The following is a 19086-nucleotide window of genomic DNA, read 5'->3' on the forward strand; positions in this document are numbered from 1 at the left end:
TTGAATACGTTGTTGGCGACGACGCCTTCAAATACTGCAGGAATTAATCGTGCCGGGTTTTGATTTGGAGACTGGGTTCAATGCGAGAGCTGCTGGATGAGTAGCGCTGCGGCCGCTTCAGACGACGCCGGGTTCTGCCCCGTAATCAACAGTCCATCCTCAACCACATAGACGCCCCAATCAGGTCCTTTCGAATAGACACCACCGTTTGTCTTGAGCATATCCTCGACCAGGAACGGGACGACGTTGGTCAATCCAACCGCGTCTTCCTCGGTGTTCGAAAAGCCCGTAACGCTTTTCCCTGCTACAACCGGCTGACCATCTGCTGATTTGACGTGACGCAATACCCCAGGAGCATGGCAAACCAGGGCGACCGGCTTATTTACGGCGAAGAATGCTTCGATCAGGCCAATAGAGGCGCGGTCTTCGGCCAGGTCCCACAGCGGGCCGTGGCCGCCCGGATAGAACAAGGCATCGAAGTCGGCTTGCGAAACGCTATTCAAACGCACCGTTGTGGCCAATTGCGCTTTGGCGGCAGCGTCTGCCTCGAATCGATGCGTCAACGCCGTTTGGAACATTCGCTCATTGCTCTTCGGGTCCAACGGCGGCTGACCGCCCTTAGGCGAAGCCAATACAATTTCGGCGCCCGCATCCTTGAACGCGTAGTACGGTGCAGCCAACTCTTCCAGCCAGAAGCCAGTCTTCTTGCCCGTATTTCCCAGCGCTTCGTGAGAGGTCAGAACCATCAAAATCTTCATTTCGCATCTCCGGATCAACGTAAAAAACAAATTTAGTAGACCAGTCGTCTAGCAATAAGACACATTAAATTAGACTGGTCGTCTAGATTAATGTACAGCACATTCTGAATCTTTGCCTGAACCTTATTTTCCTGCTAACCCAAGAAGTAACTGAGTGGCTATCATTGCATTACGGAATGGCTTCTTGTTCCGAACAATTTTCGCCATGACACTCGCCCCAAGCCACATTTCGTAAAGGCTTTCGGCAATAACTCGCGCATCCGCCTGGACACTCAGCGAACCCTCGGCCACACCTGCCTCAATCGTGTCAGCAATGCGCCGTACAATGCGCGACGTCCCGCGGTCTAGTGCTGCGCGCATTGCGTCAGAGAAATCCGCCACCTCCGCGCCGAGTTTGACCGCCAAGCACTTTCCCTGACACTCAAGGACGGATTGGTTCTCCTCCCACTGCGTCCAGTAGCGGATCAACCGCTGCGCCATCGTCTGGTCCGCCGCACTCAAAAGCTCATCAACTTCTGCCAAATAGTCAGTGAAATAATGGTCGAGCAGCGCTTCACCGAATGCATCCTTGGATGCAAACCAATGGTAAAACGAGCCCTTCGGCACCCCACTCGCCGTTAAAATCTCATTCAAACCCACGCCGGAATACCCTTTGCCGGCCATAATGCGCCGGCCGGTTTCCAGGATTTTCCGACGGACATCCGACGTTTCGTGAGTAGCTGACGTGTTCATAGATCCACTATAGATCAGATTAGACCAGTCGTCTAGTCCCTCTACTAAGCGCCGCGAACAACAGTCATCAACGAATCTGGAACAGATAACCGCGGCGGCGATTGAGCATCGCCAGGTGAAGCTGCTCCCATATGTCTGAGTGTTGCCATTCGCGTAATCGGCGCCAGCACGTCATACCCGAGCCGAAACCCCGTTCTCGGGGGCGATTTTCCCGTCAATTGAAAGAGCGACTGATATCGCCCAAAGATTTTTCGTAGCATCAGTCAAGACCATTCGTCAGAATCATCGTCGGCTTAGCAGACGCCGTATTCTCGATCGAGATCTCATAATAGGTAAGTGGGCCGCAGACGTATGTTGATCCCCGCCCCACCGCGCGGAACCAGCACGGCTTATTATGCCAAGCTCGCAGGCGAATTAATGCTGCCGGTACCGATATGCCAAGGGACGGCGTAAGACACATCTTTAAATGATTAAGGGGCGGGTTGCCATTAGCCACTCATTGCGGTCACCCCGATGCTTTGTAAGTTGCTGCAGGGCTTCAGCGCTGAGCCCGTTTTCTGCCACGCTTATCCGCAGCAGGCGGTGATTCTTCGCTAAATCGCGGGCCTCCGACTCAGGCAGCCCCACATCATCGAGCGCAAGGTATTGCATTGTCGAGTGCGTGCCGAAAGCCGCCGCAAGTCCCCGGTCAATCGTGTTCCTGCTCAAGTCCAGACGCTTCAACGCTCGATTCTTAGCAAAATATACCAAGGTTGATGCATCGATTCGGGTGCGTTCGAGTCGGAGATTTTCCATCGACGGATGCGCCGCCAATGCACGTGCACCCTGGTTTCCAAGACGGTTGAAGCTGAGGTCGAGACTTTTTAGTCGAGGGTTTTGCGCAATGAGCGCTGCGCCGGGAGCATCCACATTGCAACAGATGGCTTCCAGATGACGCACAGAGGGATGACGCGCGAATGCCGCGATGCCTTCGCTATCGACCTCATTGAAGCTCAAGCTCAACGTTTGCACGGTGCGATTCCGCATGGCGAACGCGATTGCCCCATCCCTGAGAATGCCGCATGAACGCGCATGCAACGTGTTGAGTTGCGCGCCGCTGAGTGCTTCAAGCCCTAGATTGCCAATAGGATTTTCATCGATATCCAGTGCACGCAGTGTAGGTTGACGGGCAAGTGCTCTCGCGCCGTCGAAGCAAATGTTATTTCCCGAAACATCGAGCGATTGCAGGTGGGTGTTTGTAGCGATGACTCGCGCTTCCGGATCGTCGAGCCCCACTGAACGAAGTCCGACATGCTCCAGCGTCGTGTTGCCTGCCACATCACGCAAAACCGCCATGCCGAAGGCGTTCGCACTGACATCCAGGGCGCGGAGGCGTGGATTGACGAGCAGCGCACGTACCCCCGCGTCGTTGGCATGATTCGCCGCAATATTGATGCGCGTTAGCGTGGGATGCTCGGCGAGCGCGAGTGCGCCAACGTCGTGAACATCGCACTCCATGGCATCTAGCGATGTGAGCTTACTGCTTCCGTGCGCAACGGCCGTATCGGTCAATATACGCATGCCAGTATCCCCGAAGGGATTGCCGTTCAAGTTAAGCGATCTGAGTGCCGGATGCTGCGCGAACATGCGGGCGGAAGTGTGCGTCGCGCGATTGCCCTCCAGGTCGATATGCTGCAAACGAGGTAATGCACCGAGGAAGGATAGTGCATCGTCATCGTGACGGCCGTTCAGTAGCGATATCGTCCCAAGCTGTTTCATTTCCCCTACGTGCGATCGCAGCCCCGCTGCCGTGACGTTAGTGCAGCCTTCCAGGCGCAAGGATTTGAGGTTGCGCGGCAGTTTGCCCAGGTGCGCGTCGGTAACGGTCTCCCCTGATAAGGTAATGTCGTCGATCCCACCCGCGCCGTGGATCCGCAACGCTGTTTCGATATCGGCCGCCTACGTGATATGAAGTGACCGTGTGCCATACGCTGCTACGCGGTGAAGCACTGGCACGAGTCCTCTTGGATCGTGCTGCTTGCCTGCCGCAAGCCGAAGTGCCCGTCGACTCTCCCATCCCATCTGTTCACCGAAGCCGCGCAGCAGCGTCTCGGGAGTGCCCGGCAAACGGCGTCCCAGACCCTGTAGCGGACCTTCGGCCGAAGACATCCTGACCTGCTCCCCGCGATTAGTTTCTGAATGATGTAGAGTCCGTTCCAACGGGAGCGGAAATATGAAGAAGCGATTTACTGAAGAGCAAATCATCGGCATATTGAAGGAAGCCGAAGCGGGTTTGAAGGCACCGGAGCTGTGTCGCAAACACGGTATTTCTGAGGCGACTTACTACAACTGGAAGGCAAAGTTCGGCGGAATGACTGTGTCGGACGCCCAGCGCCTGAAGGCATTGGAGCTGGAGAATAACCGGTTGAAGCGGCTGCTCGCGGACTCCATGCTGGACAATGCAGCGCTCAAGGACCTTGTGCGCCAAAAGTAGCAAGCCCGCAGGCCAAGCGCGAGGCGGTTCGCCGGTTGATGACCGAACGCGCTATGGGAATCACCCGTGCCTGCGGGCTAGTAGGAATCTCGCGCTCGCTGTTTTATTACGAGTCTACGCGAGCCAGCGACACTGAGTTGAAGGAGCGTATGGCTGCCATTGCGGCGAGCAAGCGACGATACGGCTATCGCCGTATTCACGTGCTGCTGCGCCGTGAAGGCTGGGCGGCGAACCATAAGAAGATATGGCGGCTGTACAGCTTGGCCGGATTAGGCGTGCGCCGGCGTAAGCGCAAAAAAATAGCCGCGGTTGAACGCGTCGTTCGGCCGTTGCCGAGTGGACCGAATCAAAGCTGGTCGATGGACTTTGTTTCTGATGGATTGGCATATGGAAGGCGGTTCCGTTGCTTGAATGTTGTCGATGACTACACGCGTGAATGCTTGGCTATCGAGGTCGATACGTCTCTGCCAGGAATACGCGTCAAACAGGTGATGCAACGCCTAAGCGAAATGCGAGGGTTACCGCTGTCGATTACCGTGGACAACGGGCCGGAATTTGCAGGGAAAGTGCTTGATGCTTGGGCCTACGAGGCTGGCGTCACCTTGTCGTTCATCCGACCTGGCAAGCCTGTGGAGAATGCCTATATCGAGAGCTTCAACGGCAAATTCCGAGATGAATGTTTAAATGAACACGGGTTCACGTCGATGCGCCACGCGAAGGAAATGATTGAAGCGTGGCGAGTCGAATATAACGTCGAGCGACCACACAGTTCACTCGGTTATCTGACGCCTGAGCAGTTCGCCGCTGCGCACGGCCAGAAAGGGTTTTTAACGACGGACTCTACAGCCGTTTCGGACTAATGCTGGGGGCAGGTCAATCCTGCTCGTCAAGACGGGGCGTTGCCGGCCCGTCGCAGATGACGGGGCATTGTCCGGAGCGCTGGTCGCACCGCTTCCGCCTGCTTCACCCATGCCAATACGTGTGTCCATGATTACCCTCTATTGAAAAAGGGCATTTCATCGAAAGCGGCGCTGCGACGCGGTAGCAAAGCGAAGCGACGCGCGTCCAGCCGTAGGCGTCGCATGGGCCCTTGAGCAAAACTTGCTTGGACATTGTCACGTGACGGTACTCACGCCGCGGATTGGTCCTTCAGTTCCAAGGCGCGCGGTGTCGCAACTTTTCGCCAAGAAAGACCAGATTCTCGATCAGAATCTGGTCGAGAATTTTTGGTCGTTCTATAAACGCAAGGCCGATCATCTAAGCCGGTGCTAGGTAAGGCTGGCAGGCCAAACTGTCACCAATAAGTGGCACTCCCTTATCTTCATTGTTTCCTGGCAGTCATCGACGAACCGCACGTTGCCCGCACTGTGCAGAAGGGGCGGACGTCGCGCTTACGACGAAGTGATTGACACTCCAGTGCAAAATGCAGGGTAGTTGCAGGTAGCGCACTTCATTCAGTTCGAGTGATCTCGAGGAGATTCATGGGTGCCCACAGTAGAACGACTAGCCGATTAATGCTTTGACGCCGAGCACGGCGATGAATATGGGGACCAAGGTCAGCGTGTACCTTATCCACTTTGATCGTCCGATTCGGCCACTCTCGGATAGATGCCGTACGCCCGACGTGATGAGATACGCTAGCACGCCGATGACAAGCGCGGAAAAAATTGCGTGTTTGTTCATGTTCAAGATTTTATGTAGGCTGATCTGGTCTTAGGCTGCATCGATAAGTTGCCCAACGACAGACCGATGCCAGTCCATGGTCGCAAATAATAGACTCTTTTATTTCTTAAGGACGCTATGTTAATGACGTCAGAATGAGCGTACCTTTGCTTGCCCATCCGCTATAAAGCGAATCAACATCGTCAACCTCGATGCAGTCGAAATCATTGCGATCGCCTGTCGTCGATGCTGGCAAAGCGCTGGGACAATTGTGCACTTCTTCCGACATTATTTGAGCTGTATCATCCGCGTTGATTGTCGAACTTCGACCATACCAGGGACGCAAGCCTGGACACACAGACTTTGACCGGAGTATGCGCGGTATCGAGCACAATGTCAGCCGCGAGAGGTGCCTCATAGGGTGCGGAAACACCGGTGAAGGCCGGAATTTTTCCACTGCGCGCTTTTGCATAAAGGCCCTTCGGGTCCCGGCTTTCGCACACGTCCAGTGATGTCGACACATATACCTCCACAAAGCGATCTTCCCCAATGATCACGCGCGCCATTTCGCGATCGGCGAGCCTGGGCGAAATTAGTGAGGTGATAACAATCAGGCCAGCATCATTCATGAGTGCCGCAACCTCCGACACCCGGCGAATGTTTTCGTTGCGGTCATCATCGGAGAACCCTAGGTCGCGGTTTAAGCGGTGACGCACATTGTCACCATCCAGTACATAGCACGCGTGACCCAACATGACCAATTCGCGCTCCAGCGCATAAGCGATAGTCGACTTGCCAGATGCAGGCAACCCTGTGAGCCAGACGGTCAACGGTTCCTGGCTCAATAGCGCTGCCCTGTCACGCAAGCTGACATAGCCTGACGCGAGTTTGATATGGCGGATCGCTGCTAGATGATGTTCCATGGAGTAATCCTGCCTCCGTAAGAAGTCCGTAGCCAACTGTTCAGTAGCATGCTAAAGCAAGGCAGTCTGCGTATGAGTGCACGTGCGCCAGGCTAATCAGCCCGTATGCTGTGGGTACCGGTGCGGTTCGTGAGATTGTCCAAATAATTGCGCAGCCGGGCTTCGCGCTCAGCGGGATCCGAAGGAAGCGCCCGCTTCTGCGTACCCGTTGCTCTCCCATGCAAACGAGGATAGGGTTGCTCCGGAATAGCCACGCCCAGGAACGCACACAACGGCGCCCAACCTGCTTCCGATGAAACCACGAGCAGTCGCTCTGCTGGGACGGCATCAATGACGGCCTGATTCCAGCGCCGAAAGTAGTCGGTCATGAACGCACGATCGCCGATCTTGTCACCAAAATCCCGCCTCAGAAACCGACTCAACGCTTGTCCCGATTCCCCGAAAAGAGACGCTCCGCTCGCCTGGGAAAAAATGGTCTGGTGGACAGATTCGAACCAATCATCGGCGTCGCGGACCGAAAGGATGACCTTTGCATCCGGTGCAGTTGTCAGCAACTCTTGCCAAAAACAACAGCCGGGGTAATCCACCGTGGCCACGTAGCCATCGAAAATCGCATCCCAATCCGGCTTTCCCTGTATCGCGTCGATCCACAACGGCACCGATTTTCGCGCTGTAGCGCCAACTTCCATAGCGTGATAGCAGGGACCAAAGCCGAGGTATTCCAACGCAATCTTTAATGACAGCGTCCCTGTGCGCCCCAGCCCTGCCCCGATTAGTTTCAATGCCAATTCGACGCTCCCCATCCCGGCCATGCCACCTTGAAATCCTCCGCCGGCTCTGCCCTCGCTAACCGGCGACCGCATCAACTGACGCGCTTATAGACGGAGATTTGCGTTCGACTTTTCGCGTTGAACGGTTCCTGATTCCAGCCGCCCCATCTCGTGTGAAGCCTCATTCCTGCAACACGCGCCATCAGATCCAATTCGGAAGGCCAGACATACCGTCGCCGATGCGTATAGATTCGCGGAACCGCTTCGCCGAGCACGATCACGCGTTGGTCGATCACTTGGCGCACCAAGTCCGTCTTGGAGCACATAAGCATAACTGAATCGTTCTCTGAATCATCCGCCGAGGGCACGTCGAATACGTCGTCAAGGCTACCCGCGCCGTTGAATATGCTGGGGCCTGGGACAGCTGTCTGAACGACAAACGCACCGTCGCCGGTCAGCTTCTTGCTGACGTTCTCGAAGCAACGCAATTGCTCCTCCGCGCTCAGCAAGTAGCCGAAAGACATCACCACGTAGATCAGAGCGAATGGCCCATCGAGCGGAACATCCGCAAAATCCCCGCATACCACCGATAACCGCTCGGCTCCCGGCTTCTCCCTGAGTTTATCGAGCATTCCGGTCGAATTGTCCACGCCATATACATTCAGGCCTTTTGCTGACAACGGTAACGCGATCCGGCCGGTGCCGATTGCCAGCTCGAGCACGTCTGCGCCGCCAGCGATCCGCGAAAGTGTCTCGACACAATCGGCCTTCGAGTTCTCCGGCCAGCGATCATGCCAACTGTCATAAAACGCGGCGTAGGAATCGTAGCTAGTCGGCGCGGCATTCAGCATGTCCGGCAGCCCCCATCGCTTTGTTGCAAAATCGCCCGCTCCGCTGTCGCTAACCACCGGGCGCAATCCTTGCCCAACTCAGCCGTGGCGTGACGATCGTATTCGTCGCTCGACTCGGGCGGTAATACGCCTTGCCACCGTCCGCTCTGTCCTTTGCTGAAGAATGCACGGCCGCCATCCTTCCAGAGAGCCGAACCCTGCGGCACGTATCGCGCCGCGTGATGCTTCATGTAGTCGAAGCTGCAGTGCTTCAATAGCTCAGGCCACCGCGACGGGTCGACCGGAGTTGCGATGAATTCCGCGATTCGCCGGAACTCTCCCGGCATGTCGTTCACGAGATTCGCAAAATGCACGAAGAGCACATTGGGAAGGTGCCGGACAGCCCACCATGAGCGCACGTTTTCCCAAAATGGCCAGAACGGTTGCCCATTCATGTTCAGCCAGCCGTTGAAATAAGCAACGACCGAGGAGGGAGGCGCGGAAACAACTCGCAAACGGCCCGTCTGTCCCGTCGATGCGTCCAGGCTCGCCTGAGCATTCTGAGAAATTGCCAACTGATGATCGTAAAGACTCAACGCAATGTCGCGGCCATCGCGGGCGATATAGAGATACTTAGCGCTTTTCGAGAAGACAAGCGCATCGACCGGCAGATGCGTTTTTAAAAAACGACGGTGAGTTTGCGACTCCACGCGGTCCAGCTTGATCTGCTTTTCCGGAAAAACGGAGTCTAGCCACGGCGATATCACGGAAACATCCGTCTCCTCCGCGCCGTCAAATATCAGTTGCGCCACCATCTGCTGCAGCAGTGTCGTACCAGCTTTAGCATAGCTGGCAATGACGATATCGTCGTCCCGGAACCGGAAATCGTTCCAGACCGTCGAATCGAAAAACTTGTTTTCGTACTCCCGCTGCTTTTCCGGGTAGCGTATATCGTTCATCCTGGTCTCGGTCTCGATCTCGTTCAGTGCTCGTTTCGGGGGCAACGCCCAGGGCTAGTCGAATTGGCATTCGCGCGCGCGGCATGGGGCCAACGTCTCAGCGTCGCACGTAAGCGAACGCCTATGGGACGAAGCACCAACGCAGGATAAGGTCGAACGTTGGTGTCCGGTACCGGCTCGATATCGAAGCCGTGCATGAGCGACGCAATAACGACGATCATCTGCGTAATTGACAGATGGCTGCCGATGCACTTGCGCGGGCCGGTGCCAAAAGGGAAGTAGGCATAGCTTGGCAAACCGGCCATATCTGTCTGATCGAGCCAACGATGCGGCCGGTATTCGTCCGGGCTCTCGAAATAGCGCGGATCGCGATGGCTGACCCACTGACTGACCGTGAGCAACGTTCCAGCGGGAACCTCGAAGCCGGCGAGCGAACAATCACGTGTGGCGACGCGCCCGGTCATCCATGCCGGCGGATACAGCCGAAGCGATTCTTTGACGACTGCCTCGGTGAACGGGAGCCTAGAGATGTCGGAAGCGGCGAGCAAATGACCCTGCAGCACCGCGTCGATTTCATACTGAAGTTCGCGTCTGATCTCGGCGTGCGATGCCAGCAAGTAGAGCGTCCAGGTCAAACCAGCGGCCAGGGGTTCGAGGCCGGACATGATCATCGTCGCCATCTCGTCGCGCACCCATGCTGAATCCCCGTGCTCTCCTTCAGAAAGCATCGTGCCGAGCAGGCAAACGCGGTTTGACGGCGACCGGCGGTAGCGTTCGACGATCTCCCCTATCGTCTCGCCCAACTCGGCCCGCGACCTGCGCAGGCGCAGGTTGTTCGGCGTGGGGATGCAAAGCGGAAGCCGGAATGGACTGCGCATCAGTTTCATGATCGCATCGACCGTATCCAAGACTCGCTTGGTTTCGCGCGGATCAGCGGAACCGTCGAATAAAAAGCGGCTTCCAATCTCCATGCAGAGTTGCACCATGTCTTCACGCACATCAAACCTTAGCGGTTCCTGGCGCCATGAAGCAAGAAGCAAATGGCTGGCGGAGCTGGCTTGCTCCACACTCTGAAGAATCGGATCGCTTTGAAATGCCGGTCGAAGCTTGCGTCGCTTATCGGCCCACTCCGATCCGGAACTGTTCATCACCGAAGCCGGAAAAGCGGAATGATTCTGAGTCGTATCGTATGGATCGGTTTTGGAAAAGGTACCGTCTTTATTGTGGAAGATCGTGTGAATCAGATCGGGACGGTTGACAAAGTAGGTCTGCTTGGCGACGCGAACCACGTCCCCATATTCTCTCGAACAATTAAGCAAGAAACTCAACGGGTCTTGCGAAAACGCAATACGGTTACCCAAGACCGGCCCGCCTTTAGGGCCAGGAGGAATACGTTGATAGCTGATCACGGATTCGCTTTGAGCGGCACGGCAAAGGTTAGACAAGGACCCCATCCTTTGCCGCGCGGGACTTAGTAGGTGTAGATATAACCCAGCTTTTGCCAACCGAACATGCGAACCAATTTCGTAATCCCGCCAATCATGCTTTTCATGGGGAACCTCATGGTATGAATTGAGAGTGTGATTGCAACACAAACACTATGCGCAGCAATCGAGGTTAGTCTAGCATACGAATTATGGATTGAGCGCGATACTGCCTCGTCTTGCCATGAACAAAAGTTAATCGTGGATTTTCTCAATATCCACGCCTGGTAGTAAGTCTAGGACAAAGACAGGAGCGTCGCCACCATGCGAGCTAGGATTCTTGACGTTAGTGAGGGCGAGGTGCAAATGTAGCGTTTTGCCGCGCTAAGACCCAGCACCGGCGCCCTTGGCCGAAGAGGACTTGGGGACTTCGATCATCACGCGCTCGTGGAAAGAATGGATTTGCATAAGGTACCTCGTTGCTCGCTGATTTGACAATAAGAGGTGTCGCAGCGCATATTGGCACGTAAGATCGAAGTGCCGCCTTGACCCATTCCAGCTTCGATTCTTCGTCGTAGCGCCCGCGTCCATCACTGCGGCGTAGTAAAACACGTAACCCCGAATCTTAATCGGTCATGAAAGGTTTCCTTCTAATTGATGGAAACCTTTTTCTTACACGCCATGATGCTTCGGTACGGCGTCGGTCATTTATCACTTACTGTTAAGAAAGAAGCGTTTCAATGAGCGAGCCGAGTTCGCGCAGATGGACGGGCTTCGGCAGGAATTCGTCAAACAAGTGCTTACTTGCACGCAGCGCGGTTGATTCGTAAGCGCTAACGCCGAGAATAGCCGGCCGGAAGTCGGCCTCGGCGGTCGGTGCGATCGTACGGATGAGCCGCGCTACCTCGACGCCGCTTAGATCGGGCAATTCCAGATCGAGTACGACAATATCGTAGCGACCCGTGCCGAAGCGCGCCACGCCGTCTTGCCCGGTGCCACACAGATCAGCATCGATGCCGAGGGTTAATAGCATGGCACCGAGCGTTTCGCGTGCGTTGTCGTTGTCGTCTATTACCAGTGCTCTACAGTGCCGATGCAAAGCCGCTTGCGGCAACGCGGGCGCTTCGTCGCTTGGCCGACCGGCCGTCTCCAAACTAGACAGCTCCGTCGGCAGCGTTACCACGAACTCGCTCCCTTCTCCTAGTGCGCTGCGCACGTCTACACGCCCGCGCAGCGTCGTGACGATTTCTCGAACGACGGCGAGCCCTATGCCGATGCCGTCCACGTGCAGTCCAACCACGTTGTTCGCGCGATAGAACGGCTCAAAGATCTTTGACATATGCTGCTGTGCGATGCCGCTACCAGTGTCACGTACAGCGATCTTCAGTTGCTGATTAGGCGCGGCGTTGGTGAGTGTGATCGACACGTGGACCGATCCCGAGAGTGTGTATTTGAGCGCGTTCTCGACCAGGTTTGACAGCACCTGTCGCAGCAGCTTGCGGTCGGAGCGAATCGTGAGTCCACACGGTTCTATTCTTTGGGTGAACGTTATCTGCCGCGTCGCGATTTTCTCGCGAAACGGATCGAGTGTCTCGGCGAGCAGTGACGCCATGCCGACAGTTTCCAGTTCAGCGCGCCGCTTCGTTGAGCGTAGCTTAATGTAGTCCGTCAAGTCCTTGACAAGCGCTTCGAGTGATAGCGCGGCATTATGCAGTCGCCGGATTGTTTTCAGATTTGCGTCTGACTGCGAGCGCGCCAGCAAGATTTCGATCGACCCAGAAAGCGCCTGCAGTGGCGTGCGCAGTTCATGACTGACCATACCAAGGAAAGCATTCTTCGCATCTATCATCTCAAGCGCACGATCGGACGCTTTGCGCTCCGCGTCGAGTGCTGCCTCCTGCCGGTCGAACAGATCGTCATGCGTACGCATCGTGTAGAAAAGCAGCAGTAACAGCGCGCACAGTAGTACGCCAAGCACAATGCCAAGAATGAGTATAGCGTGCTGTTTTTCCTTCAATTGATGGAACGTGAAGTCGCGCTGCTCAATCTCGATTGCGCGGAAGTAGTTGGCGAGCTCGTTAACCTTGGGCCAGGATGCATTGACTTCGTTAAGCACGTGATGCGTGTTCTCAGGCGAAGCGGACAGCAGCGGCACTTGGTGCTTCAGTTGCATCATGAACTCGCCTAGCGTGTTTATCTCGTCGCGCGCGCGCGGTATGCGCAACCAGTACTCGGACAACTCGGATGGACGCTGTAAGAATCCGAACGATGCCAATAGACTATCGAGTTGTATCTGCAAATGGTCGAAATTGTCGTCCTCGTGCGTTGCGTAAAGGATCATTTGGCGCTCGAACCGCGCATAGACGTTCCGGTATTGCGCAGCGGTCCAAAACACTCCCTCGAGTGGCCCTTCGCGTACGCCCTCGCTAACCGAGGTGGCGAGCAGATCCCCGACTAAAAACGCCCACACCATGCATCCTACAAGCCACAATGAACTGAGGGCCAAGATAATTTTTCTGTTTCTCCACCGCCAACGTTTCATGTCACTTCACGATCAGACCGATAATTTGCCACGCGAACTTGGCCTCGCCAAGTGGTGTCTTCAGTTCGTCAGGATACTGGTCACGCGGGTACATAAGCCAAAGCGGTCCGTAGCTGTCGTTGCTGAGCAACTTGCCATTCATCGTCCGGGCAAGGATTACGCCGTACTTGTCCGCGTCCGACAAAGGAATCGTGTACGTGTATTCGTCAACACAGATGAGTTCGATCTGAGAGCCGCGGGCGACAACCGTCTTCAGAATGTCTGACAGGCGTGGGCCGGTGAAGGTCGCCTTCGGCGTCCAGCTTGTTGACGTGACGATTGTATGCTGCGGAAGCGCCATGAGCGCCTTCTCAGAAAATACGTATGCAGTTTTGCCCGGCTGGTTGGTCCGGCCGATTTTGCCGCTGACATTGAGCGTGAAAGACGACGTCGCCCAAGATGCGGCCGCCATGCCAAGAAGGCAGGCCATAAGCATACTCCTGGCCCAGATAATAGAAATTCGCATGTTTTCTCTTCGGTGTTGTTGTGGATAATGGCCAACCGGTTCTTGCTTTGGACTCAGTTGGCGGCAGCCGGCAGCGCGATTTTCAATTCACGTGCCACCTCGGCGAATAGGATGGGCAGGCGCACCGGCTTTTCTTCACAACGGACGTTGTAATTCGACACGATGTATGCAATATCGTCCTCGCTTACTTCCCCAGTTGCCATCTTGCCAGTCAGAAGAAAGATCGGGGCGTCGCCATTCTCACTCGAGCGGATATCACGTACAAGTTCGGCAGCAGTCTGGTCACCGAGCATCCAATCGAGGATGTAGCCGTCGAAATCCTCGACTCCCATTGCACTGCGAAACGTATCACCATCGTAGTATGGAATCGCATTCACGCCTTTCTCGGCAAAATACTCGCATACCGTTTCAGCGACATCCCGGGAGTCGTCCACTACGGCGATGCGCACCGCATACACGCTCTGCTCGGCCGACCGCAGTTCAATAAGGTCGACTGGATACGTGTGGCCCTCGCCCACAACATTTTGCCGCTCCGTTACGATCCATTCTCCTAACGACTGCTGTGCAACGAAATTTGTTTCGCTCTGGCTGCTGCTTTTCGAGATGGCGGCGCGGCAGCGAAAACGCCGCGACTCGATCACGAGCGTCGCGTCAATCATTTCGGCCTCTACTGGCTGCGCCACGCTGTCGTCGAGCAGGACCGCGGGTGGCACGCCGAAATGCCTTGCAATGTCCTGCAACTGCGACAGGTTCCATGGAATCAAGCCTTTCATCTTGCGCGTGACAACGGAGAAACTGAGGCCTAGCACGCTCGAAATCGTTGTATTGTGACTTCTCGGTGGAATCCCATTCCGGTTCAGGAGGTCACGGACCTTGTCAGCAGTCATGCGATCGACGTTGGAATGCTCGCTATGGGACATCTGGATGGAGATAGTAAGAGGTGTAAAAGAGAAAAATCATAGCAAAAGTGACGCGTCATGCAAACTATAAGTAGAAATTCGCCTTGACATCTTAATTTTCCTCACTATGATTGCATATCAAGCAAGTTTAATTGACATGCTCTGTAGGGTGGACGGATATCAGTATGCACGGCGGCGAGCGGTAGACGTGACAATGCGCAAGGCGCTAAGGGCATGATCTCCGTTTATCTGACACATGCTGAGGTTGAGGTTGTCGACACTTTAGCGCTTACTGGGGCAAGCATCCAGGCTACAGGTCAGCTAACTGTAATAACCAGATTGAGACGTTCGCTTTAATTGCATAGGCATGCTAATTTAACTGGCTTTCGATGGGGTAGAGAATTCCGAAGTAAATCTAACCGCGCATTAGTTCTGGAGATAGCTATGAGTCGTTTAAGCGTTGTCAATCATGTCATCTCGTTAGTCGGTCTATGCTCCCTGCTGGGCTCACCGTTGGCGATCGCCTCGGCGAAGCAATCGTTACCTGCTGTGCAAGTGATTGAATCCTCCATTCCGGTCTCTGCGACGTACCTGCAAAACCGCACGCCGTTTTCGGCCGTATCGGAAATGACAACACGGGAGCCACATCAGTTGCAAACGGCGCTTGTCGATTCTTGTGAAGATCCATGGTATTGGCGCAGCGGCATCGAGGAATTGACCTGCGGTTTCTCAGGACAGGGATGGTGGAACTGACGGCCATGGCGAAATAGCGGCTGTCGATATTGCTATGTAGCACTACTGATAGACCGTCTACAATAAGGCCACTAGCGATTGTCGCCTAGCTGATTTTCGCGCTAGGCGACACTTTAAGACGTACCACCAAAGATAAGTCGCTTTGAGTAAAAAGAATGGATACTGTTTAGATAGCAATAAAATTCCAACAATATTTATATATAAAATAATAAATTTAATATATATTAAATTAAAAGATTAATAATATTAATTATTCAGATGTGCTGCCTGTGCTAGTGGAAACGAAGCGGCAGAGCCTCCGTTTCGCTATCCTCGCTAATCAACGACAATCATGCTAGACAGATGAATCGCGAATTCGCAACTCGATGGATTTTTTGAGTCGCACCTGTCGACGCATCAAGTACGTGCATTCAAGCCAGACTCAAGAGCGTATCAAATGGGCATTTAAGCAATGGGGGTAAGTCGTAATACGATCATGTTTGCCGCATTTTGTGATTGGCACGTTGCCGACGCCAAAAGATTTGGATACTCAACCTTCTGGGTCAACAGAGCTGGCGCACCCGCGGAGACGCTAGGGGTTTCAGCGGATGGGATTGGCGAGAATCTTATTGATCTCACGGGTTTCGCCGCTCGATGGGGGAACGTTGGAATTCCATGACATTATGCGGTCAATGAGGGGTACGGTTACTTCGTGTGGTCTGCGCGAAAAGGTGGCGTTTTTACTGCCCGTTATAGAAGGAACAGTTCGCTCGCCTACGATCTCGGCGGCAGTCATGCGTGCCAGAAAAAGTCAGTACGCGTTTTGAACGGGCGTAGAAAAATGCCGTTTTCGCCATCCACTTTCGGCTGACGTGAGAATGCCTAACCACGACACAAGGAAGTCCAGGATGTTTTTAAGCAGTGTATATGCTGTTGCAGCCGCATTAATGGCATGCGCAATTGTTAACTATCTCGTCTTCGGACAGGGCAAGTATAAGATGACCTCGGAAGAGGTGGAGGCTTACAAGCTTACCTTCAGCAAGAAGCGAAGGCTGCCGATGCCTATGACAAGACACCTGAAGGAAAGGCGGAAATTCGTCGCAGATTTGCGCACGATGTTCAAAGCCAAGCCGACCAGGAAGCGACTGAAGGGGCTTAGCTTCAAAAGCGTATGGCTCGCGACTATCGCCCGCCGGCCAAACAGGAAGATCAGTGCTATCGCCCTGTAGGATCAGGTCCAATTGGACTCATTATGGGTATGGTGCCTTGCAACTGACGAAGTTCAGGATCACTAAGCTTGGAACGCACATCTCAACGGCGAAGCATTGACGGTCAGTATTATAAATGTCGAAATTAAGAATCGTGATAACTGCATTCCTAATAGTTCAGGCCATAGGCACGGCGACGGCGACTTCCACTGGCGCGCTTGGCGGAAGCGCTGGTCCTACTGGTCACGAACTTTTTGATAAAGGTGACGGCTACCTCTGGGTATTGATATACAATGCGCACAACGACGGATTTCAATGTTCCGTCAACTTCATCACGTTAAAAGGAACCTACTCTATTCACGGCCCTCTCGATGCCGAGATGGCAAAGGCCGATACGGGCAGTTTGTGGTTCGATAGCCCCGCCATTCCTGCGACTCCGGAAATGAGGAAAGTGACGCTTGCGGTGCATGGAAGTGATGGTGCTTTTAACTGGCCAGCCCTTCAAAAAACGATGAGCCAAACGGATCACGGAACGCTCATAGTTTTGGTGAAAATGTCCTCAATGTTTACTCAGAAATCCGACGCTGATAACATCACCGTCTCACTGGATGGTAACGAAGTGTTCAAAACCAAGCTTGTTGGGCTTCAAGCCGCTTATGCTAAGCTGAACACTTGTATTTCGAAAATGTCTAATAAGTAATACTGATTAGATATTTCTCGAAATGCGATTCATGATTGGACAGCGCTTATCATGGCAAATTATCGAAGGTCGGAGGACATTGTCACGTTAGCACCCCAGTGATTTAAAAGTGGTGTTTTGTGACGCCAGTTCGCAATGGAGTTTCGATGTATTGTTCAAAACAGTTGTCGAGCCTCGCGCTTTTTCTCATCTCTTTTGCAGTGAGCTGTGTAGTCGAATCGGTGAGGAATCCCGCAAAGCAATAATGAACGTCGCTCGAATCAATACGTATCGACGAAATAGACTTTATCTTCACTCCTAATTTATAGAATAGCGCATATGAAATACTGGACAGCTTTTTTACTTCTTTTCTTTTTAACTACCGGCACATCCATTAATTGCGCGATGGCGGCACGGACGCCGGAGCAAATTGCTGCTGAGCAGGCAAAACTTGAACAGCAGCTCGCTCCGATGCAGAAAAACCTTGATTCGCAAACTGTAAACGAAAAGAAATGGGAGGCAACGCACCCCAAAGAGGCAGCGGAGAGAAGACGTTTAATACAGCAGGACAAGGACGATTACGATAGCAACGTGGCTTATGAGCAAAGAAAGCAAATGATTCACGAGCTGCAAAAACCTAAACAATCAAATTGCATGCGCCCAATAGGTTCTGGACCAAACGGGCTGATCATGGGAATGGGGCCTTGCGACTGAGAAGGCGCCGCAGCTTGAAAAGGGATGGTCACATTATGGGTGCGATCGGGTAAGCTCGCTAGATGTGACCAACACAGTAATACTGAACCCACGGGAATGTGACCCGCCCATTTTCCTAAGACCGCTCGGTTCTAGCAATAATGGCAGTGGTTGAATCGTTTTTCGTAACTCCAAACGGAATTGCGCGCGCTCGGCGACCAACTTCTTCAGCCGATTGTTCTCGACCTGCAATGCCTTCGGCCGCTTTACGTCGTCGCTGCCCATCTCGCCAAAAAGCTTGCGCCAAGCATATATCGATGCGTCGCTTACGCCGTGCCACTTCGCCACCTCGGCGATTGGCACGCTGTCGGCCTCTCGCAATATCCGAACAATCTGCTCATCGCTATATCGACTCTTCTTCATGACGCACTCCGTCTCGATGCGCCATTATCCTAGATCAATTTGGTCTCAGCATCCCGGGGCAGGTCAGGCTTGGGCGACCTGGGCTTTGGGGCCGAGGTGAAGGACGCGCGTAAGCGGCTGGTTATCCCATCTGGCATTCGGTATGAGCGCGTAAGAGCATACGTGTCCACGATCATGGATGCGGACACGTGTACCCTAATAAAGAGCCGTCCCGTAAAGGACGAACCCATCGTACCTATTCCCCTGAATTTCGCGCCGACTTGGTCGCTCAAAGTCAGCAACTCGGCATGTCGTGCTCCGCCCTTGCGATCTCCCACGGCATGAATCCCAATGTGCTGCGTCGTTGGATCAAGGAGGCTGGCCAGAAACCCGCACCGAAGATGGCAATGCAGCACATCGATACGGTGCCGGCATTCATCCCGTTGCCAATCGCGGTCACGCCACCTGCGCCCGATAGCCCCGCGGTGCCGATGCGCATCGAAGTGCTGCGCAACGGCATCACGATTGCCATTGATTGGCCTGCTGAGCGCCTGAACGACAGTGCCGCCTGGGTGCGGGAGATTTTACGGTGATCCGTATCGACGCCATCTGGCTCGCCATCGAGCCCATGGACATGCGTGCCGGCACCGAGACCGCACTGGCACGCGTGGTCAAGGTCTTCGGCGCCGCACACCCGCACCATGCCTATGTGTTCGCCAATGGCCGAGCCAATCGGATCAAGGTGCTTGTGCATGATGGATTTGGCGTGTGGCTGGCAGCCAGGCGTTTGAACACGGGCCGCTTCGTCTGGCCGCAACGTAGCGTCGGGCAACCATTGCCACTGTCCTCGGAACAACTCGCAGCACTGGTGCTCGGCCTGCCTTGGCAACGCCTT

General features: G+C 54.4%; 21 protein-coding genes and 1 pseudogene. 7 read left to right on the forward strand and 15 right to left on the reverse strand.

What is annotated here, in order from left to right; all coding sequences use genetic code 11:
• Positions 1 to 77 precede the first annotated feature (77 nt).
• The 5 genes and pseudogenes from WM40_RS21920 to WM40_RS30325 all read right to left on the reverse strand — a co-directional run bounded on the left by WM40_RS21920 (position 78) and on the right by WM40_RS30325 (position 3638).
• Positions 78 to 758 carry a type 1 glutamine amidotransferase domain-containing protein gene (locus WM40_RS21920; RefSeq protein ID WP_024905852.1) on the reverse strand — a complete coding sequence of 227 codons (681 nt, stop codon included), beginning with the start codon at positions 756 to 758 and terminating at the stop codon, positions 78 to 80.
• A gap of 123 nt (positions 759 to 881) precedes the next feature.
• Entirely contained in the window at positions 882 to 1490 is a 609-nt protein-coding gene (locus WM40_RS21925; RefSeq protein WP_024905851.1) for a TetR/AcrR family transcriptional regulator, read from the reverse strand.
• 91 nt (positions 1491 to 1581) lie between these two features.
• A pseudogene (locus WM40_RS29025) lies at positions 1582 to 1701 on the reverse strand (IS5/IS1182 family transposase); the annotation flags it as partial.
• A gap of 251 nt (positions 1702 to 1952) precedes the next feature.
• Positions 1953 to 3407 (reverse strand): leucine-rich repeat domain-containing protein, encoded by a 1455-nt coding sequence (locus WM40_RS21930; protein WP_046153977.1) that lies wholly within the window; start codon positions 3405 to 3407, stop codon positions 1953 to 1955.
• 21 nt (positions 3408 to 3428) lie between these two features.
• On the reverse strand, positions 3429 to 3638 hold the full coding sequence (locus tag WM40_RS30325) for a hypothetical protein (protein WP_157685895.1): 210 nt from the start codon (positions 3636 to 3638) through the stop codon (positions 3429 to 3431).
• 64 nt (positions 3639 to 3702) lie between these two features.
• Here WM40_RS30325 and WM40_RS29030 point away from each other — a divergent pair.
• A protein-coding gene (locus tag WM40_RS29030) for an IS3 family transposase (RefSeq protein ID WP_413783819.1) occupies positions 3703 to 4823 on the forward strand; the annotation gives its coding sequence in 2 pieces (ribosomal slippage) (positions 3703 to 3943 and positions 3943 to 4823; 1122 coding nt in all).
• Between the two features lie 643 nt (positions 4824 to 5466).
• On the opposite strand, the gene WM40_RS31735 is transcribed toward WM40_RS29030, so the two are convergent.
• From WM40_RS31735 to WM40_RS21985, 9 genes are all read right to left on the reverse strand, one after another.
• Entirely contained in the window at positions 5467 to 5646 is a 180-nt protein-coding gene (locus tag WM40_RS31735) for a hypothetical protein (protein WP_024905848.1), read from the reverse strand.
• Between the two features lie 281 nt (positions 5647 to 5927).
• Complete coding sequence (gene cysC, locus WM40_RS21950) at positions 5928 to 6548, reverse strand: adenylyl-sulfate kinase (RefSeq protein WP_046153980.1); 621 nt, start codon at positions 6546 to 6548, stop codon at positions 5928 to 5930.
• A 92-nt stretch (positions 6549 to 6640) separates the two neighbouring features.
• Positions 6641 to 7336 carry a sulfotransferase family protein gene (locus WM40_RS21955; RefSeq protein ID WP_024905846.1) on the reverse strand — a complete coding sequence of 232 codons (696 nt, stop codon included), beginning with the start codon at positions 7334 to 7336 and terminating at the stop codon, positions 6641 to 6643.
• Between the two features lie 74 nt (positions 7337 to 7410).
• Complete coding sequence (locus tag WM40_RS21960) at positions 7411 to 8169, reverse strand: class I SAM-dependent DNA methyltransferase (protein ID WP_024905845.1); 759 nt, start codon at positions 8167 to 8169, stop codon at positions 7411 to 7413.
• Positions 8163 to 9107 carry a sulfotransferase domain-containing protein gene (locus tag WM40_RS21965; RefSeq protein ID WP_024905844.1) on the reverse strand — a complete coding sequence of 315 codons (945 nt, stop codon included), beginning with the start codon at positions 9105 to 9107 and terminating at the stop codon, positions 8163 to 8165. Before WM40_RS21965 ends, WM40_RS21960 begins: the two co-directional genes overlap by 7 nt.
• Before the next feature lie 23 nt (positions 9108 to 9130).
• Complete coding sequence (locus WM40_RS21970) at positions 9131 to 10561, reverse strand: cytochrome P450 (RefSeq protein WP_046153981.1); 1431 nt, start codon at positions 10559 to 10561, stop codon at positions 9131 to 9133.
• A 691-nt stretch (positions 10562 to 11252) separates the two neighbouring features.
• Positions 11253 to 13073 carry a hybrid sensor histidine kinase/response regulator AtsR gene (atsR, locus tag WM40_RS21975; protein WP_046153982.1) on the reverse strand — a complete coding sequence of 607 codons (1821 nt, stop codon included), beginning with the start codon at positions 13071 to 13073 and terminating at the stop codon, positions 11253 to 11255.
• A 1-nt stretch (position 13074) separates the two neighbouring features.
• Positions 13075 to 13578 carry a putative pterin-binding protein gene (locus tag WM40_RS21980; protein WP_024905841.1) on the reverse strand — a complete coding sequence of 168 codons (504 nt, stop codon included), beginning with the start codon at positions 13576 to 13578 and terminating at the stop codon, positions 13075 to 13077.
• Between the two features lie 53 nt (positions 13579 to 13631).
• Complete coding sequence (locus WM40_RS21985) at positions 13632 to 14498, reverse strand: response regulator (protein WP_046153983.1); 867 nt, start codon at positions 14496 to 14498, stop codon at positions 13632 to 13634.
• A gap of 423 nt (positions 14499 to 14921) precedes the next feature.
• On the opposite strand from WM40_RS21985, the gene WM40_RS21990 reads away from it, so the two are divergent.
• From WM40_RS21990 to WM40_RS22005, 4 genes are all read left to right on the forward strand, one after another.
• Positions 14922 to 15230 (forward strand): hypothetical protein, encoded by a 309-nt coding sequence (locus WM40_RS21990; RefSeq protein WP_024905839.1) that lies wholly within the window; start codon positions 14922 to 14924, stop codon positions 15228 to 15230.
• 887 nt (positions 15231 to 16117) lie between these two features.
• Positions 16118 to 16438 (forward strand): hypothetical protein, encoded by a 321-nt coding sequence (locus tag WM40_RS21995; RefSeq protein WP_157685897.1) that lies wholly within the window; start codon positions 16118 to 16120, stop codon positions 16436 to 16438.
• 133 nt (positions 16439 to 16571) lie between these two features.
• Positions 16572 to 17117 carry a hypothetical protein gene (locus tag WM40_RS22000; RefSeq protein WP_162199111.1) on the forward strand — a complete coding sequence of 182 codons (546 nt, stop codon included), beginning with the start codon at positions 16572 to 16574 and terminating at the stop codon, positions 17115 to 17117.
• Between the two features lie 318 nt (positions 17118 to 17435).
• Entirely contained in the window at positions 17436 to 17810 is a 375-nt protein-coding gene (locus tag WM40_RS22005; protein ID WP_024905836.1) for a hypothetical protein, read from the forward strand.
• Positions 17811 to 17843: 33 nt separating this feature from the next.
• Here the strand turns inward: WM40_RS22005 and WM40_RS32590 are convergent, their stop codons facing one another.
• Positions 17844 to 18212 carry a transposase gene (locus WM40_RS32590; protein ID WP_024905835.1) on the reverse strand — a complete coding sequence of 123 codons (369 nt, stop codon included), beginning with the start codon at positions 18210 to 18212 and terminating at the stop codon, positions 17844 to 17846.
• A 188-nt stretch (positions 18213 to 18400) separates the two neighbouring features.
• Here WM40_RS32590 and WM40_RS22015 point away from each other — a divergent pair, with 188 nt between their 5' ends.
• Together WM40_RS22015 and tnpB are read left to right on the forward strand one after the other, a co-directional pair.
• Entirely contained in the window at positions 18401 to 18784 is a 384-nt protein-coding gene (locus tag WM40_RS22015) for a transposase (RefSeq protein WP_046153986.1), read from the forward strand.
• Positions 18781 to 19086: IS66 family insertion sequence element accessory protein TnpB (tnpB, locus tag WM40_RS22020; RefSeq protein ID WP_046153987.1), on the forward strand; the 306-nt coding region annotated here is incomplete at its 3' end. The genes WM40_RS22015 and tnpB, both read left to right, overlap by 4 nt.

Origin of the sequence: Robbsia andropogonis (assembly GCF_000970345.1) — a bacterium.
Classification (GTDB): domain Bacteria; phylum Pseudomonadota; class Gammaproteobacteria; order Burkholderiales; family Burkholderiaceae; genus Robbsia; species Robbsia andropogonis.

Coding starts and splice junctions, on each gene's coding strand:
- WM40_RS21970 (WP_046153981.1), bottom strand. CDS start 10,561: ATGGGGTCCTTGTCTAACCTTTGCCGTGCCGCTCAAAGCGAATCCGTG.
- WM40_RS22005 (WP_024905836.1), top strand. CDS start 17,436: ATGAAATACTGGACAGCTTTTTTACTTCTTTTCTTTTTAACTACCGGC.
- WM40_RS21985 (WP_046153983.1), bottom strand. CDS start 14,498: ATGTCCCATAGCGAGCATTCCAACGTCGATCGCATGACTGCTGACAAG.
- WM40_RS21990 (WP_024905839.1), top strand. CDS start 14,922: ATGAGTCGTTTAAGCGTTGTCAATCATGTCATCTCGTTAGTCGGTCTA.
- WM40_RS21960 (WP_024905845.1), bottom strand. CDS start 8,169: ATGCTGAATGCCGCGCCGACTAGCTACGATTCCTACGCCGCGTTTTAT.
- WM40_RS30325 (WP_157685895.1), bottom strand. CDS start 3,638: ATGTCTTCGGCCGAAGGTCCGCTACAGGGTCTGGGACGCCGTTTGCCG.
- WM40_RS31735 (WP_024905848.1), bottom strand. CDS start 5,646: ATGAACAAACACGCAATTTTTTCCGCGCTTGTCATCGGCGTGCTAGCG.
- WM40_RS21920 (WP_024905852.1), bottom strand. CDS start 758: ATGAAGATTTTGATGGTTCTGACCTCTCACGAAGCGCTGGGAAATACG.
- WM40_RS32590 (WP_024905835.1), bottom strand. CDS start 18,212: ATGAAGAAGAGTCGATATAGCGATGAGCAGATTGTTCGGATATTGCGA.
- WM40_RS21965 (WP_024905844.1), bottom strand. CDS start 9,107: ATGAACGATATACGCTACCCGGAAAAGCAGCGGGAGTACGAAAACAAG.
- WM40_RS21925 (WP_024905851.1), bottom strand. CDS start 1,490: ATGAACACGTCAGCTACTCACGAAACGTCGGATGTCCGTCGGAAAATC.
- atsR (WP_046153982.1), bottom strand. CDS start 13,073: ATGAAACGTTGGCGGTGGAGAAACAGAAAAATTATCTTGGCCCTCAGT.
- cysC (WP_046153980.1), bottom strand. CDS start 6,548: ATGGAACATCATCTAGCAGCGATCCGCCATATCAAACTCGCGTCAGGC.
- WM40_RS21995 (WP_157685897.1), top strand. CDS start 16,118: ATGTTTTTAAGCAGTGTATATGCTGTTGCAGCCGCATTAATGGCATGC.
- WM40_RS21980 (WP_024905841.1), bottom strand. CDS start 13,578: ATGCGAATTTCTATTATCTGGGCCAGGAGTATGCTTATGGCCTGCCTT.